Source organism: Mangrovicoccus algicola (genome assembly GCF_014903745.1).
GTDB classification, from domain to species: domain Bacteria; phylum Pseudomonadota; class Alphaproteobacteria; order Rhodobacterales; family Rhodobacteraceae; genus Mangrovicoccus; species Mangrovicoccus algicola.
The window spans coordinates 1-16,630 of the sequence record NZ_JACVXA010000082.1 but is presented as its reverse complement, the minus strand read 5'-3'; the positions used below and the strand labels follow the sequence as shown (position 1 = coordinate 16,630).

The 16,630-nt window shown below is 73.4% G+C and carries 12 protein-coding genes; 7 read left to right on the top strand and 5 right to left on the bottom strand.

From position 1 onward, the window contains the following. The 5 genes from ICN82_RS18995 to ICN82_RS18975 form a co-directional block, all read left to right on the top strand. A partial coding sequence (locus ICN82_RS18995; protein ID WP_330999034.1) for a nucleotide-binding domain containing protein occupies positions 1 to 479 on the top strand: 479 nt, incomplete at its 5' end. 92 nt (positions 480 to 571) lie between these two features. After that, complete coding sequence (allE, locus tag ICN82_RS18990; protein WP_226898611.1) at positions 572 to 1,321, top strand: (S)-ureidoglycine aminohydrolase; 750 nt, start codon at positions 572 to 574, stop codon at positions 1,319 to 1,321. A 49-nt stretch (positions 1,322 to 1,370) separates the two neighbouring features. Further along, entirely contained in the window at positions 1,371 to 2,252 is an 882-nt protein-coding gene (locus tag ICN82_RS18985; RefSeq protein ID WP_193186182.1) for a DMT family transporter, read from the top strand. A gap of 289 nt (positions 2,253 to 2,541) precedes the next feature. Next, positions 2,542 to 2,775 (top strand): hypothetical protein, encoded by a 234-nt coding sequence (locus ICN82_RS18980; RefSeq protein WP_193186179.1) that lies wholly within the window; start codon positions 2,542 to 2,544, stop codon positions 2,773 to 2,775. 92 nt (positions 2,776 to 2,867) lie between these two features. After that, positions 2,868 to 3,794 carry an MYG1 family protein gene (locus tag ICN82_RS18975; RefSeq protein WP_193186175.1) on the top strand — a complete coding sequence of 309 codons (927 nt, stop codon included), beginning with the start codon at positions 2,868 to 2,870 and terminating at the stop codon, positions 3,792 to 3,794. A 20-nt stretch (positions 3,795 to 3,814) separates the two neighbouring features. On the opposite strand, the gene ICN82_RS18970 is transcribed toward ICN82_RS18975, so the two are convergent. The 3 genes from ICN82_RS18970 to ICN82_RS18960 all read right to left on the bottom strand — a co-directional run bounded on the left by ICN82_RS18970 (position 3,815) and on the right by ICN82_RS18960 (position 6,837). Continuing rightward, positions 3,815 to 4,786, bottom strand: coding sequence for an alpha/beta hydrolase (locus tag ICN82_RS18970; protein ID WP_193186171.1), 972 nt, complete (start codon positions 4,784 to 4,786; stop codon positions 3,815 to 3,817). Further along, positions 4,783 to 5,805 carry a cupin domain-containing protein gene (locus ICN82_RS18965; RefSeq protein ID WP_193186168.1) on the bottom strand — a complete coding sequence of 341 codons (1,023 nt, stop codon included), beginning with the start codon at positions 5,803 to 5,805 and terminating at the stop codon, positions 4,783 to 4,785. The genes ICN82_RS18970 and ICN82_RS18965 overlap by 4 nt, the downstream gene beginning before the upstream one ends. 93 nt (positions 5,806 to 5,898) lie before the next feature. Beyond that, positions 5,899 to 6,837, bottom strand: coding sequence for a LysR family transcriptional regulator (locus ICN82_RS18960; protein WP_193186165.1), 939 nt, complete (start codon positions 6,835 to 6,837; stop codon positions 5,899 to 5,901). Positions 6,838 to 7,070: 233 nt separating this feature from the next. On the opposite strand from ICN82_RS18960, the gene ICN82_RS18955 reads away from it, so the two are divergent. Continuing rightward, complete coding sequence (locus tag ICN82_RS18955) at positions 7,071 to 13,739, top strand: autotransporter outer membrane beta-barrel domain-containing protein (RefSeq protein ID WP_193186161.1); 6,669 nt, start codon at positions 7,071 to 7,073, stop codon at positions 13,737 to 13,739. Positions 13,740 to 13,851: 112 nt separating this feature from the next. On the opposite strand, the gene ICN82_RS18950 is transcribed toward ICN82_RS18955, so the two are convergent. Both ICN82_RS18950 and ICN82_RS18945 read right to left on the bottom strand, forming a co-directional pair. After that, positions 13,852 to 14,316 carry a nucleoside deaminase gene (locus ICN82_RS18950; RefSeq protein WP_193186158.1) on the bottom strand — a complete coding sequence of 155 codons (465 nt, stop codon included), beginning with the start codon at positions 14,314 to 14,316 and terminating at the stop codon, positions 13,852 to 13,854. After that, positions 14,313 to 15,149 carry a sulfotransferase family protein gene (locus ICN82_RS18945; RefSeq protein WP_193186155.1) on the bottom strand — a complete coding sequence of 279 codons (837 nt, stop codon included), beginning with the start codon at positions 15,147 to 15,149 and terminating at the stop codon, positions 14,313 to 14,315. The genes ICN82_RS18950 and ICN82_RS18945 overlap by 4 nt, the downstream gene beginning before the upstream one ends. A gap of 186 nt (positions 15,150 to 15,335) precedes the next feature. Here ICN82_RS18945 and ICN82_RS18940 point away from each other — a divergent pair. Next, positions 15,336 to 16,630 (top strand): glycosyltransferase (locus ICN82_RS18940; protein ID WP_226898610.1); only part of this gene is annotated, 1,295 nt, incomplete at its 3' end.

The following is a 16,630-nucleotide window of genomic DNA, read 5'->3' as shown; positions in this document are numbered from 1 at the left end:
TCTGCCCCGGCACCGCGCCGCGACCGGCGCCGCCGCCCGGCCTGCCGCTGCTGATCGCCATCGGGTCGCGCGATCCGGTGACGCTGGCGCAGGTCGCGGCGCTGCCCGGCATCCCGCATGTGGCGGCGCCGAACGGCGCGCTGCCCGGCCCGCTGCCTGTTGCGCCGGTTACGGTCGTGCAGATGACGCCGGGTCCTGCGCCCGTCCCGCCGCGGCAGGCCGCTGCCCAATTCGCGGCCGGGCTGGCCCGGCAGGTCGCGGCCGCCCCGCCGGCCATGCTCTTGGTGACGGGCGGCGAGACCGCGGATGCGATCCTGTCCGGGCTGGGCGCGGGCTTGCTGGTGCCCGAGGGCGAACTGGCGCCGGGTCTGCCGGCGATGCGCCTGCTGGACGGACCGACGGATCTGCGTCTTGCCACGAAATCGGGCGGTTTCGGGGCGCCGGGACTTCTGGCCGGGATCGTCGCGGCGGCGGTCTGACCCGCCGGGGCGAAAGGCTGGCCTTTGCCGTCCGGCCGGGGCACAGGGGCAGGGTACAGGGGCGGGGCACCGCCTCGCCACAGGAGACCCCGATGATGCCCGCCCCGCTGTCCAGCCTCGGCGCTACCCGATCCGACATCCGCGCGCGCCACGCGCTGCTGACCCCCGAGAGCCACGAATGGATCCGCCTGCCCGACTGGCCGGGCGCCGAGCTGGCGGTGCTGGTCTCGCCCGACATGGGGGCGCGGCTGTCGCTGTCGCTGCTGCGCTGCCCGGAGCCGGTGGCGGCGCCCCCCGCGGGCGCGGGGATCGCGCGCTTCGTCTTCTGCCTGGAGGGGCGGGCGCATCTGCCGGACGGCACGGTTCTGATGCCCGAGGATTTCGCCTTTCAGCCGCCCGGTTGCGGCGCGGGGCTGGCCGCAGATGCGGGCAGCCGGCTGGCGGTCTTCGAATGGCCGTTCGCGGCGCGCGGCCCGGTGCCCGCCGCGCTGAGCGGGCGGCTGGACGACTGTCCCGGGCGGCCGATCCATGGCGATGACTGGGTGGAGGTGCGCAAGATGCTGCCCGAGGATCCGGCCTTCGACTTCGAGGTCAACGTGATGAGTTTCCGCCCCGGCGCCTCGCTGCCCTATGTGGAGACGCATTTCATGGAACACGGCCTGCTGATGCTGGACGGCGGCGGGGTCTACCGGCTGGATGACCGCTGGTACCCGGTGCAGGCCGGCGACGCGATCTGGATGGGGCCGCATGTGCCGCAATGGTTCGGGGCGCTGGGGCGGGGACCGGCCCGCTACCTGATCTGCAAGAACTTCAACCGAGGGCCCATGGCGCCGCGCGGTTGACAGCGGCTCCGGCCCGGCCGAGGGTCGCGCGCCGCAGTCGGAGGGTCCCATGCAGAACGCCATTCCCGTTGTCCGGTCCTCGCCCGCCGCGGGGATCGCCCTGATGATCGCGGGCGTGGCCTGCCTGGCGACGAATGACGCGCTGGCCAAGACGCTGGGTCAGACCTATCCGCCGCTGCAGATCCTGTTCCTGCGCAACCTGATCGCGCTTCCGGTCGCGGTGGCGGTCGCGCTGGCCATGGGCGGGCGCGGCGCGCTGAGGTCGCACCGGCCCGGCGCGCATCTGCTGCGCGGCATCCTGTGGATCGCCGCCGCGATGCTGTTCTTCACCGCGCTGCAGCACCTGGCGCTGGCCGAGGCGACGGCGCTGGCCTTTGCCGCGCCGCTGTTCATCACCGCCATCTCGGCGCTGTTCCTGGGCGAGACGGTCGGCTGGCGGCGCTGGAGCGCGGTGGTGGCGGGGTTCTGCGGCGTGCTGGTGGCGGTGCGCCCCGGCGCGGCGGCCTTCGATCCCGCCGCGCTCCTGCCGGTGGCGACGGCGCTGGTCTATGCGGTGCTGATGCTGGGCGCGCGCTGGGTCGATCCGCGCGACAGCGTCTGGACCGTGCTGCTGTACCTGACCGGGGCGGGGGCGCTGATCAGCGCCCTGGCCGTGCCCTTCGTCTGGGTGGCGCTGGTGCCGGGGGACCTGTGGCTCTTCGCGGCGATCTCGCTCTTCGGGACGGCGGGGATGACGCTGATCACCCAGGCCTTCCGTCTGGCCCCCGCGGCGATCGTCGCGCCGCTGGACTATACCGGGCTGCTCTGGGCGGTCGGGCTGGGCTGGCTCATCTGGGCCGAGATGCCCGATGCCGCGACCCTGGCGGGCGGGGCGATCATCGCGGCCAGCGGCGCGGTGGTGATCCTGCGCGGGCAGCGGGCCGGCACATAGCGGGAGGCGGAAAAAAGAAAGGCGGCGACCCCAGGGAGGAGGAGGGGGCCGCCGCCGAATTCCCGGGCTCAGGGAGGAGGAGGAGCCCCAGGAAACTCTTAGGCACGTTGCCGCGCCATGACCGTGAAATAGGCCCTGCCGCGGCGCAGCGCAACGGTCAGTGCTGCAGACCCGTTCTGCGCCCCGCGCATGGCGGGGGCGGCCGGTCCCGCCTGGCCGGGGAGCGGGGGCTTTGTGCAGCGTCCGCCCGGTGGTATCCTCGGACCCGGAGGAGATCGGGGAGGAGACCATGCAACCGGAACTTTCGACACGCCGCCGCCTGCTGGCGGCCAGCCTGAGCCGCTACGAGGAGGCCGACCGCGCCTGGCAGTCGGCGGGAACCGGGGCGATCGGCGCCCCCGGCTCGGCCCTGCGCCGCCGCCATGACGCCCGGATGCGCGCGCTGGCGCGGGTGGAGGCGGCCCGGGCGAAGCTGCGCATCGCACGGGACCGGCTGGCCGCGCGCGCTGCCGCCCCGGCCTGAGGCGCCGCCGGCGGGGTGATCCGGGCGCCTTGCGCGCCGGTGCGGGACGGGGGTATCAGGCCCGCGACTGCCTTGCCACGGAAGCGACCGCCATGACCCCCAGCTATCTCGTCACCCATTCCGGCGGCTTCCATGCCGACGAAGTCCTCTCCACCGTGATCCTGACCCGGCTGTTCCCGCAGGCGCAGGTCGTGCGCAGCCGCGATCCGGAATGGATCACGCCCGGACCGGACCGGATCGTCTATGATGTCGGCGGTGCCCATGATCCCGCGGCGGGGATCTTCGACCACCACCAGCGCGGCGCGCCCCAGCGCGAGGACGGGCGGCCGCTCAGCTCCTTCGGGCTGGTCTGGGGCCATTTCGGCCGCGACTACCTGCGCGCCTCCGGCCTGCCCGAGGCGCATCTGGACGCGGTGCATGCCTCCTTCGATGCCGGTTTCGTGCTGCCGGTGGACCTCGTCGATAACGGCGCGCTGAGCCTGTCGGAGGCGGGACAGCTTTCGGCGCTGACCCTGCCGGGGCTGATCGAGACGCTCAAGCCGGTCTTCGACGACACCGATCCCGAGGCCGAGGCGCGCGGGTTCCGCAGGGCGGTCGAGATCGCCCGCGACTTCGTCGAGGCGCGCGTGGCCCGCAGCGCCGCCAAGCTGCGCGCCGAGTCGATGGCGGAGGAGGCGATCCGCAGGGCCGGGGACGGCCGGGTGCTGGAACTGCCGATGGGCATGCCCTTCCGCCCGGCGGTGATCAAGGCCGGGGCCGATCACCTTCTGTTCGTGATCGCGCCGCGCGGCGGCGACTGGACGATCGGCGGCATCCGGCTGAACGAGGACGGCTTCGCGCAGCGGGCCGACCTGCCCGCCGCCTGGGCGGGTCTGTCGGGCGAGGCGCTGGAGCGGGCGTCGGGGGTGGAGGGCGCGACCTTCTGCCATAACGGCCGGTTCATCGCGGCGGCGCGCAGCCGCGAGGCGATCCTGAAGATGGCCGACCTGGCCGTGGCCGAGGCACTGGCCGCGGGCTAGCCCCCGCCTGCGCGGCCCGGTCAGCGCGCGGGCCCCGGCAGGGTCCGGTCCAGGAAGGACCGGATCGCCTGCCAGACGCCCGACCTTTCGGCTATGGCCGCGCCGGTCCCGCCGGCGGCGCGCGAGAGCCGGCGCGTCATCGCGAAAGGGCCGGCCTCGTCCAGCGCGCTGCGGTTGAGGAAACCGTGGCCCAGCCCCTCGATCTGCAGCCATTCCGCCCGCGCGCCGGCCCGGTCCAGCGCCTCGAAAAGCTGCGCGCTCTGCGCCGGGGGGATCGCGCCGTCGAAAGTGCCATGGGCGATCAGCATCGGCGGCGCCGCGGCCGAGACATGGCTGAGCGGGCTTGCCGCCCGGGCCCGGTCGGGGATATCCGCCACCACGCCGCCGAGGAACAGGCATTCCAGCGCCCCGGGGTCGCTCATCGGCCGGGGCGGCGGCAGATGAGCCGATTCCGGGTCCGTTCCGGGCAGGGCATCGGGATCGCGCTGCGCGTCGATCCGGGTGAAATCGACCGGACCGTAGCCGTCGATCACCGCCGCCACCTGCGCGCCGACGGGCAGGCAATCCCCGCCCCGGAAGGTTTCGGGGGCCAGCGCGGCAAGGCAGGCCAGGTGCCCGCCCGCCGAGGAACCCATCAGGGCGATGCGGTCGGGATCGACGCCATGCTGCGCGGCCGTCGCCCGCAGCCAGCAGATCGCGCTGACGACATCCTCCACGGCGGCCGGAAACCCGGCCTCGCCGCTGAGCCGGTAGTCGATCGAGACCATGACATAGCCCGCCTCGGCGAAATGGCGCGACAGGTCGGGGGCCAGCCGCCGGTCGCCGAAGCGCCAGCCGCCGCCATGCAGGAAGATCACCGCTGGATGCGGGCCTGCCCCCGCGGGCAGGTAGAGATCGGCCAGCCGGTCCTGCCCGCCGGCGCGGGAGAACACCTGGTCGGGGCGCAGCGTGACGCCGGGGCGCAGCGGCGGCAGGGGGGCGGTCGCGCTCATGCCTGCGGCCCCCCGGGGCGGCCGAGCGGCACGATGTCCAGCTCGTCCAGCCGCTCCAGCACCCGGTCGAACCGGAAGGGGCCCGGGCTCTGCGGATAGACGGTGATGTCGGTCTCCTCGCCCAGGATGCCGAAGAAGGGCTCGAACAGTCCCGGCGTCAGGAAGCCGATGATCCGGGTATAGGGGTCGAGGAACTGGAAGGCATGCGGCGTGCCGCGCGGCACGAAGAGGAAATCCCCGGGGGCAAGCTCGATCTCCGCCTCCCCGGCCTTCATCCGGATCCGGCCCGCGCCGCAGAAGAAGCTTTCGTCATGCAGCAGGTGCTTGTGCGGCGGGATCATCGGGCCCTCCGGCCCCTCGGTCAGCAGCGTCAGGAAGCGGCCGCCGCTCTGGTCATTGGCCCCCGAGAAGGTGAAGAGCTGGTCGCCGACGAGAAGATGGCGCCCGCAGCCGGCCTCCAGCACATAGGGCCGGGCGGCCTTCGGCATGTCGCGCAGCGGCGCGGCCTCGGGCAGGGCGGGATCCGGGGCGCCCAGGATCACGGTATCGCAGCCTGCCACCGGCCCGGGCGCCAGGTCGCGCCAGCTGCCGGGCTGACGGTCCGGCTGGACATGGCCGTCATAGGGCCGGCCTTTTTCGACCAGCATCCGCCCGGCCTCCGCCCCGGTCTGGAACAGCAGCGCGCGGTTGCGCAGCCGGGTCATGCGCAGCGCATAATCCCTGCCCGCCGGGATCGAGGCGTAGTCGCCGCCCAGGAGCCGCCAGCGCCGCCCGTCCAGCACCAGCTCGATCTCCCCTTCCAGCACCTGCAGCGCGACATGGCTCTGCGCATGGCGCAGCAGGGGCAGCCCGGCCTCGCGTCCGCCGGTCAGCATCGCAAGGCAGAAGCCACCGCCGGTTTCGGCCCCCGTGGCATAGAGCGCGGCGACCATGCCGCCGATCAGGTGGCGCGGGCCCCGGCCCGACCGGATCGCATAGGGCGCCGGGCCTCCGGGCAGGTCGTTCACGATCATGTCCATCCTCGTTTCCTCGCAGTCGCGGCCGCAGGCGGCCTTTCCTGCCGGGTATAGGCCGCGGGGCGGTTTCCGGAAAATTGATTGATCGGAAGACGGCTAATGGATTTCGTGAATATCCGTGCCCTCGGGATCCTCCGCCGCGGCCAGCGCCTGCAGCCGACCGACCAGCCAGGACAGGCAGGCATCCGGCCCGGCGCGGTCATCCCATTGCAGAACCAGCCGCAGCTGCGGCAGCTCGAAGGGAAGCGCCCGGCAGCTCAGCGGCAGGGCATCGGCGAATTGCCGCGCGATCCGCCCGGGCAGGGTGGCCAGCCGCTCCGTGCCCATCAGGTACCATGGGACCGCGGCATGGCCCGATACCGTCACCGAGCGGCGCAGCGGCCCATGCGCTTGCTCGATCATCAGCTGGTCGAGGGGCATCTTGCGATCCGCCCCCGGATGCAGCCCGACATGATCGGCGCCCAGATAGAGCTCGGGCGTCATCGGCTGCGCGGCGATCCCGGCCCCGCGCCAGCACAGGACGCGGAACGGCTCGTCGTGAAGCAGGCAATGCGGCCGCGCGGGGGCGGCGTATTTCAGCGGCACCGCCAGCAGATCGACGGCCCCGGTCTCCAGCTGGGCGCCGAGATTGCCGCGGGGGGGCCGGATGGTCAGCGAGAGGCCGGGCGCCTGGCGGGTCAGCTCGCGCGACAGCCGCGCCATCAGCCCCAGCGCCACCGCCTCCGCGGCGATGATGGTGATGTCGCGCCGATGGGTCGCCGGGTCGAAATCCGGCGCCGCCAGCACCCGCGCCTCCACCTGGCGCAGGAGCATCCCCGCCTCGCGGTGCAGGGCGCGCCCGCGTTCGGTGGGCATCATCTGCTGTCCGGCCCGCACCAGCAGCGGGTCGCCGAAATAGGCGCGCAGCCGGGCCAGGGCATTGCTGGTGGCGGCCTGGCTGAGATGCAGCCGGGTGGCGGCCGCGCTGACGCTGCATTCATCCACCAGCACGACGAGTGCCGACAGCAGGTTAAGGTCCAGCCCGCGAAACCGCATGGTCGCCTCCAGGGATCACTGTCCTTGCCGGGACCACCGAATGCGCCATCGCGGCGCGAAAGGCAAATCCCCGCAGCGGGCGATCCGCCGCCCGGCCCGGGATGGACCGCAATGGCAACGATGAAGCTGAATTAAACTGTTGCAATAAGATAATAACAAGTTAACGGTTTCCGCAACGTCCAGATACTTTCAGACACATACCCTTGTTTTTTGCCTGCAGGACCTTTCCGGCCATGACCACGCTTCCCCTGATCGCGCCCCTCGCCGTCTTCTCCAGCCTTGCCGGGCTCGCCGCGGCGGAGGTCTATGAGGCCCCCGCGACCTGGTCCGGCAGCGATCTGGCCTTCAGCCGCGCGGTCACCGGCTCCGCGGATATGGGGATCTGGAGCGCGCTCTACCAGCATGTCGAGGGATGGGAGGCGCGCAGCCTGACGCTGTCCGCCTCGACCGTGGCCCTCTCGGCCGGGGACGGGCTGACCCTGTCGGGCAGCTATGATTACGGTTTCAGCGCGCTGGGGCTCTACAATTACCAGGACCGCTACGGAGAGGTCACGATGGCAGGCGTGACGGCCGGGCTGACCGATACCGACGTGACGCTCGATCTGGGCGCGTCCGAGGTCGGGGCCGGACTGTTCGGCGTCTATGTCGAAAGCCGCGCGCTGCATGGCATCACCCCCGGCAAGACCAATCCCGACGGCAATGCCAGCCAGGCGGGCGCCCAGGACGTGACGCTGACCCGGTCGACCGTGCGCGTCACCGCCGCCGAGGGGGCCGGGCATGCCGGCGGCGGCGGCGCGCTGGTGCTCAACCAGCGCGAGGAGACCGGCGGCGACGGCTCGGAGGGGTATCCCAGCGGCCATGGCAGCGGCGCCCAGGACGTGACGCTGCGGGTCGAGGACAGCATCCTGGCATCCGATGCAGATGGCACGGCCGGGATCCTGGTCCGCCAGAAGGGCGGCACGGGCGGCAATGGCAGCCATGGCGACAGCAAGGTCGCAGGCGGCAATGGCGGCTCCATGGGCCAGGTCGTGCTGGATTTCACCCGGGGCAGCGGCGGGCCGGGCAGCACCGTCTCCACCACCGGCGGCAATGCGCCGGGGATCTCCGTCACCTCCGCGGGGGGGACGGGCGGCAATGGCGCCTATGACGGCGGTGCCTTCAGCATCAGCCCCGATGCCGGGGCGGGCGGAAATGGCGGGACCGGCGGCGCGCTGAATTTGTCCAATGACGGGGCGCTCGCGGTCTCCACGACGGGGGACAGCTCGGCGGGACTGTCGCTGGTCTCCGCCGGCGGCACGGGCGGCAATGGCGGCGATGTCGACGACCTTTCCTCGGGCCATGCCGGCGCGGCCGGGATCGGCGGCAATGGCGGCACGCTCTACATGACCCTGATGTCGGGGCTGGATGTCGGCACGCAGGGCGAGGGCTCGCACGGCATCCTCGCCCGCAGCACCGGCGGGACCGGGGGCAATGGCGGCGGCGAGGATACCGACATATCGGATGCCGAGACCCCGGATGGCGGCAAGGGCGGCCTGGGCGGCGCGATCCTGATCGATACCCGCGCGGGCACCGAGATCGCGACCCGGGGCGCCAGCGCCGACGGCATCCTGGCCCAGAGCATCGGCGGCACGGGCGGCGATGCCAGTTTCGCCAGCGGCGGACTGGGCGAGGCCCATGCGGGTTCGGGCGGCCTGGGCGGCGACAGCGGCACGATCAACATCTACACTTCCGGCGTGGTCATCACCGAGGGGGATGAATCTCGCGGCGTGCTGGCCCAGGGGATCGGCGGGTCGGGCGGCAATGGCGCCGACGGATCGGGGCTGATCACCTCCGAAGGCGGGACCGGCGCCAAGGGCGGCGGCGTCGGCGCGATCAACGTCACCCAGAATGGCGGCGGCCGGATCACCACCATGGGCGACAACGCCCAGGGCATCCTGGCCCAGTCCGTCGCCGGGGGCGGCGGCGCGGGCGGGCGCGGCGACTACGCGCTGTTCGGCGCCAGCGGCGGAGACGGGGTGCCGGCCACGGATGCAGGCCGCGTCGATGTCTTCAATTTCGGCCGGGTCACGACGCAGGGCGACTCCGCCTTCGCCATCGTCGCCCAGTCGATCGGCGGCGGCGGCGGCGTGGGGGGCACAGGCAGCGGCGTCTTCGCATCGGATGGCGGCGATGGCGGGGCCGGCGGCGGCGGCGGCCGGGTGACCGCGGATCTCGACGGCAGCTATGATGGCGGCGCCGCGGTGCTGACCTCGGGGCAGCTGGCGCATGGTCTCGTGCTGCAATCGGTGGGCGGCGGCGGCGGCGCGGGCGGCAATTCGCTGGATGGCGGTGTCGGCGAGGCGCTGGCCATCGGCGGGGATGGCGGAGAAGGCGGCGCGGGCGGGCGGGCCACGGCGGCCCTGACCGCGTTCGAAGTGACGACTTCGGGCGGCGGCGCCAATGGCGTGGTCGTGCAATCGGTGGGCGGCGGCGGCGGGGTCGGCGGCGCCGCGATCGCCACATCGGGCGGGGTGGCCTTCTCGGAGGCGGCCGCGATCGGCGGATCGGGCGGCAATGGCGGCGCCAGCCAGACCGCCGAGGTCACGCTCGACCGCGGCAGCATCGTCGCCACGACCGGCAGCGGCGCGGAGGATATCGACAGCCACGGGCTGCTGGTGCAGTCGATCGGCGGGGGCGGCGGCTCGGGCGGGGGCGCCTCGGCCTTCGCGCTGGCGGCCTCCATTCCCTTCGGTTCGGAGGCGGGGGCGCAGGCCACGCCGACCTTCACCATCGACGCGGCGGTCGGCGGATCGGGCGGCAATGGCGGGGCGGCCGGGGCCTCGGACGGGGACAGCGACAGCGCCAGCGCCGTGGTGCGCGGCGGCAGCGCGGTGACGACGCAGGGCGCGGGCAGCCAGGCGGTTCTGGTCCAGTCGATCGGCGGCGGCGGCGGCAATGGCGGGGATTCCTCCGCCGCCTATGCCTCGGTCGGCTTCGGCGCGAAGCGCATTCCCGGCACGCCGGCCCCCAACAACCTGAATTTCTCGCTCGCCGTGGGCGGCAATTGCAGCAATGTCAGCGGCGACGAGACCTGCGGCGGCGGCGCGGGCGGCAGCGCGGCCTTCTCGCTGGGCGATGACGGCACGCAGACCAGCCGGATCGCGACCCTGGGCGACCTGGCCAATGCGGTGGTGGTCCAGTCGATCGGCGGCGGTGGCGGCAATGCCGGGATCGGCTCCACCTCCTCCAGCACCTATTTCAGCGGCGCCAAGACCCAGATGGACATGACCCTGGGCAGCCAGGGCGGCAGCGGCGGCGCCGGCATGGCGGCCCGCGCCACCACCGCGGCCAACGGGCTGATCGAGACGGCCGGGGCCAATTCGCGCGGCCTCGTGGTGCAATCCGTGGGCGGCGGCGGCGGCATCGCCTCGGGCAGCGGCGTGACCCTGATCGGCGGTCTGGACAAGAAGATCCGGACCCATGTCACCGAAGAGCGCGCCATCGACAATACGATCAAGAGCGACCTGAGCCTCAAGGTGGGGGCCATCGGCGGCACGGGCGGCAATGGCGGGACCGTGACGGTCGATCACGAGGGCACCATCGTCACCGCCGGGGCGGGCTCGACCGGCATCCTCGCCCAGTCCGTGGGCGGAGGCGGCGGGATCGGCGGCGCGGCGGGGGCGGCCGATGCGCCCTCCGACGAGGAGGCCGAGGATTTCCTGGAGATCTTCAACCAGATCTACGGCGACACGGTGGCGCCCGCGTCGGGCGCGCTGGTTCTGGCCGAGACCGGGGAAGGGCCGGATGTCACCAAGGGCGGCAATCTGCAGATCGGTGCCACGATGCTGGTCGGCGGCACCGGCGGATCGGGCGGGACCGGCGGCGCGGTGAGCGTGACGCAGCATGGCGGCATCGTCACCCAGGGCGACCTGGCCTACGGGCTCAAGGCGCAATCGGTGGGCGGCGGCGGCGGCACCGGCGGCACCGCCGTGGCCGAGGCCGAGGGCAACACCCTGCGCTCCTTCTTCAAGAGCTGGACGGTCAAGGCGGATTTCTCGCTTGGCTTCACCGGGGCCGGCGGGGCGGGCGCCTCGGGCGGGGCGGTCGAGGTCGGACTGGGCGCGGGCCAGGTCTTCACCGGCCGCGCCGATGGCAGCGGCGGCTTCGGCGCGGTGGGCATCCTCGCCCAGTCCGTGGGCGGCGGCGGCGGCACGGCAGGCGACAATACCGTGCTGCCCGACGGATCGACCGCGCAGGAGCAGGATCCCGGGAATGACTACACCCCGCCCAGCCTGACGCTCGGCGCCAATCTCACCGCGACCGGGTCAGACGGCAGCGCGGGCAATGGCGGCGCGGTCTCGCTGGTCTCCGCCGAGGGGCTCTCCGGGACCCAGACCGTCGTCACGCGCGGCGGGCAGGCCCATGCGGTCGCGCTGCAATCGGTGGGCGGCGGCGGCGGCCTTCTGGCCCGCGGCGGCTCGCTCGAGGTGGAGGGCGACGACAGCGACATCTATCCCAGCGCCACGGTGCGGCTGGGCAACCAGGGCGTGTCGGCGGGCAATGGCGGCGCGATCGACACGACCGGGCTGGCGGCGCAGACGCCGCTGGCGCTCTATACCACCGGCACGGGCGCCTTCGGGCTGCTGGCGCAGTCCGTGGGCGGCGGCGGCGGGCTGCTCTCGGCGTCGCACGGGCTGGTCCTGACCTCCCTGCGGCTGGGCGGATCGGGCAGCGGCGATGGCGGCACCATCGAGCTGGCGCTGCCCGGGGGCAGCACCATCGCCACCACCGGCAGGGCGGGGCATGGCATCGTCGCGCAATCCGTCGGCGGCGGCGGCGGGATCGTCACCACCTATCTGGCCCAGTCCGAGAAGGTCTCCGATATCGTCGATCAGTTCGGCTACACGGCCGGCGGCGGCAAGGGCGACGGCAAGACCGTCACCGTGACCTCGGCCGCGGATATCTCGGTGACGGGGGACGGGGCCTTCGGGATCCTGGCGCAATCGGTGGGCGGCGGCGGCGGGATGGCCGCCTATCGCGACGGCACGCTGTTTCTCGGGACGACCGGCAGCGCGGGCAACGAAAGCGGTGCGGGCGGCGAGGTCCATGTGACAACCACCGGCGACATCTCGGCGACCGGCGCCGCCGGGGCGGGCATCCTGGCGCAGAGCATCGGCCCGAACGGCTATGGCACCGTCACCGTCACCGTGGGCAGCGCGGAGGAGGCGGCGACCGTCACCGGCGGCTCGGGCGAGGACGGGGCGGGGATCCGCGTGCTTGCCGGCAGTTCGGCAAACCATGTGACGATCAACGCGGGATCGGCGGTCTCCGCGCTGTCGGGCCAGGCGATCACCCAGACCGGCGGCGGCATCCTGAACGTGACCAATTACGGCACCATCACCGGCAGCGCCACGCTGGCCGGGGGGGCGGTCTCGGGCAATCCGGCCGCTCCGGCGGCGCAGCAGCTGGCGGCGGCCTCCGGCACGGGCACCCTGACCAATGCCGGCACGCTGGTCGCGCGTCCCGGCGCGCAGACCGTGATCGACGGAAACCTCGTCCAGGCCGGCTCCGGCATCCTGGCCCCGGTCGTCGATTTCGCCACCGGCATCGCGGGACGCTTCGCGGTGACCGGCGATGCCATGCTGGACGGCACCATCGTGCCGCGCATGGCGGGGGTGCTGCCGGATGCCTCCGTTCCGGTCCTGACCGTCGCGGGCAGCACCTCCGGTGCGCTGCGGGCCGGGGGCACGGCGCTGTTCGATTTCTCCCTCGAGGAGAGCGGCGGGGTCCAGATGCTTTCGGTGGCCGGGCGCGATTTCGACCGCGCGGAATTCGGCCTGAGCGGCGATGCCGCCGCCACGGCGCGCGAGCTGGAGACGTTCTTCGACCAGGGGGACACCGCCTATGCCGGGCTGTTCGCGGAACTCGACCAGGCCGCGGCGGCGGATGCCGGGGCCTTCGGCGCGGCGATGTCCGAACTCGGGCCGCGCTCCGCCATGACGCTGCTGTCGCAGCGCGCGGCGGAGGCCACCGGGATCGCCGATGCGGCCATGAGCTGCCCGGTCTTCGAGGGCGCAGGCACCTTCCTGACCGAGCGGTCCTGCGTCTTCGGCCGCTTCACCGCCGCGCGCACCGACCGGGACGGGTCGGACAATGCCGGCAGCGCCGATTTCGAGGATCGCGGCCTGCAGCTGGGCGCCCAGGCGGAGATCGCCCCGGAGCTGTTCCTGGGCGGGGTGATCGGCTATCGCGACACGTCGATGGACGCCTCCGACGGGGTCAGCGCCGAGGGCCATGCCGTTTCGGCGGCGCTGACGCTGAAATACCAGACCGGTCCCTGGCTGCTGGCCGGTGCGGTCTTCGGCACGATGGCGCAGGACGATCTGAGCCGCCGCGCCGCCCTGGGCAGCTATGGCGGCACCGGGGAGGGGACCGCCGACACGACCTCCCGCGGGCTTCGCCTGCATGCGGCCTATACCTTCGGCGGCGCGGCGGGCTATCTGCGGCCCTCCCTGACCCTCGACGGGGTCCAGGCCCGGGCCGCGTCCTGGCGCGAGCGCGGGCTGGACGGGCTGGGGCTGGATTACGACAGCAGCCGCTACGGCACGGCGATCCTGACCCCGGCGCTGGAGGCGGGCGCCCGGTCCGAGCTGCGCCCCGGCCTGGTGCTGCGCAGCTATGTCTCCGGCGGCGTGGCGCTGCGCAGCAATGACGACTGGAGCGGCGAGGCGCATCTGCAGGGGGCCCCGGGCGGCAGCGGCATCGACACGCGGGTGCCGCTGGACGATACCGCGCTGCGGCTGCGCGCGGGGGTCCAGCTCTTCGACAGCGGGCGGCTGGACCTGCGGGCGGAATATGGCGGGTCCTTCGGGTCCGAGGCGGTGACGCATTCGGGGGCGCTGACCCTGTCCTACAGCTTCTAGGCGCCGTCCCGGGCGCCCTGCCGGAGGCCCGGCGGCCGCGGCGGATGCCGGATCGGCCGAACCTGCGCGGCGTCGGGGCCTGCGCCGCGTCGGGGCCGGCGAGGCGGCCCCGCTATTCCCGCCCATCGGCATAGAGATGCAGCACCTCGTCCTCCATGCAGCCGCCGAGACAGTCGAATTGTGGCGGATCCCCCTGGAAATCCGCCAGCTCGAGATGCCCGAAGGCGAAATACTTCGCGGCGACGCGGGACTTGCGGGCGGCGAAGACGACGCGGCCGATCCCCGCGAACCGGGCCGCCGCAAGGCACATCTCGCAGGGTTGCAGCGTGCTCAGCAGCGTGCAGTCCGACAGGTCCGGCCGCCCCAGGCGCGATGCCGCGCGCCCCAGGGCGACGATTTCGGCATGGCGGGTGGGATCGGTCTGCAGATGGACATGGTTGCTGCCGCTGGCGATCACCTCGCCGTCCCGCAGCAGCGCGGCGGAAATGCCGGCCTTTCCGGGTTCGGTGCTGGCGTCCAGCGCCTCGCGGATGATCCGGCGCATGGCGCGCGTCTCGTCGGGGGTGGGTCCGGTCATGGGGCCTCCTGTCGGGGTCGGGGAAAGGGGGGCAGCCCGGCGTCGCGCGGCCCGGGACCGGCCCCGGGGGGCGCGAGCGCGGCCTCGCGGATGCTGCGCAGCATGTGGCGCACGAGGGGAGGGCGGGGCTCGGTGCCCAGGCCGGGGCGGTATCCCCAGTCCAGCGCCCGCGCCGCCATGTCCGGGGCCAGCCGCGCGCAGCCGCGATAGGCGGCATTGCCGTCGCGGATCTCGCTGCGCAGGGGCGCGGGCGGTTCGCCGAGAAACGCCGCCAGCCGCGCCAGCGCCTGCCCGGGCGCGGCCACGATATCCTCGTAGCGCAGCACCATCACGCAATGCAGATAGGGCAGGTCGCGGGCCAGCTGCTCATGCGCCTCCAGCCAGTGCCGCATCATCGCGGCGGGGCTCTGCGCGACCCATTTGGAGGTGGCGGCGGCGACCGCCTCGGGATGGCGCATCACCACCACGAACTGGCTGAGCGGGAAAAGCTGCTGGTAGAGCCGCATGCGGGTCAGGTTCACCGGCGATTTCTCCACCCGCCAGCGGCCCGGGCCGAAATGCGGCGCCCAGTCGGCCTCCAGGCGGTGGCGGACCTCCAGCCGGTCGTGCAGGCAGCCCTCCACCAGGTGCTGCGCGGGATCGGTGGCGAAATGCATCGGCGCGCCGTGCAGCGCCGTATGGGGGATCGCCCCCTGGAGGTAGACGCCCTCGTCCTCGGGCACCGGGGCGCCGCGGATCGCGGCCACGCCGGGGATCCCGGCGATCAGCCGTGCCAGCAGGCTGGTGCCGGAGCGGTGCAGCCCGCCGACGAAGATATATCTGTGCCCCTGCATGCCGATCTCCGCGATGCGCGCCTGACCCGGGGGAGCTATGCCGCCGCGCCCCGCTGCCAAGGGGCGGGCGGGGTCCGGCGGGGGATTGCGGGAAAATTCCTGCCCCGGCGGAACCGCGCGGCGCCGGACGGTGTTGGCTGATCGCGACCGAGCCTTCCGCCCGGTCGATCATCCCCGGAGGACCGCATGCGCATCATGCACATCGCCCTGGGCGGCTGCCTTGCCGCCCCGCCGATCCGCTATGGCCTGACCGAGGATACCGGCGGCCATCTCGCCTATATCCTCGGGGCGGCCCGTGCCCAGGCGGCGCGGGAGGACGTGCAGGAGGTGACGCTGCTGACCCGTGCCTTCGACGAGCCGCGTCTGGGCCCGGAATTCGCCCGCGCGGAGGAGGTGCTGGGTCCGGGGTTGCGCATCCTGCGCCTGTCCACCTCCGAGCGGCGCTACCTCGAGAAGGACGCGCTGGAGCGCGCTCTGCCGGAGCTGCAGCGCGCCTTCCTCGATCGGCTGCGCCAGATGGGGGCGCGGCGCCCCACGATCCTGCACGCGCATTTCGCCGATGCGGCCCAGCTGGCCGCCGCCGCCCATGCGGAATTCGGCATTCCCTGGATCTACAGCTGCCATTCGCTGGGCGCGGAGAAACTGCGGCCGGGCGAACGTCCCTCGCCGCAGCTGGCCCGGCGCATCGCGCGGGAGCGGCAGGCCCTGGAGGGCGCGCATGCGGTCATCGCCTCGTCCCGCGACGAGGCGGAACGCCAGATCCCCTCGCTCCTGCCGGCCGCCGAAGGGCGCACGCATCGCATCGGCCCGGGGGTAAGCCTGCATCCCGGCGGCGATGCCGCCCGCGCCCGGCGCCGGCTGGCGCCGTTCCTGCGCGATCCGGACCGCCCTGTCATCCTGGCCGTGGCCCGCCCCATTCCCAAGAAGAACCTGGTTGCGCTGGTGGAGGCCTATGCCGCGCTGCCCGCGCTGAGGGCGCGCGCCAATCTGGTGATCCTGGCCGGCCTGCGCGACGGGCTCTGCGGCGGCGGGCGCGCGCAGGACGGGGTGATTGCCGGGCTGTTCGACGCGGTCGACCGGCACGACCTGTGGGGACGTGTGGCCCTGCCGCGCCGCCACGATGCCCGCGACCTGGCCGATCTCTATGCGCTTGCCGCCGAGGACGGGGCGTTCTGCAACCCGGCACTGCATGAACCCTTCGGCCTGACGCTGGTGGAGGCGGCGCAATCGGGCGTCCCGCTGGTGGCGACGCGCTGCGGCGGACCGGCGGATATCGTCGCGCGCATCGGCGCGGGCGAGCTGGTGGATCCCGACAGCGTGGCGTCGATCGCGGCCGGGCTGCAGCGGTCCTTCGCCGATCCCGCCCGCCTGCAGAAGGCCCGCGCCGCCGCCCTGGCCGCCAGGCACGCCTATGACTGGACGGCCTGGGCCGCGCAGGTCGCCGCGCTGGCCCGCAGGCTTGCCCCGACCCGGACCGCGCC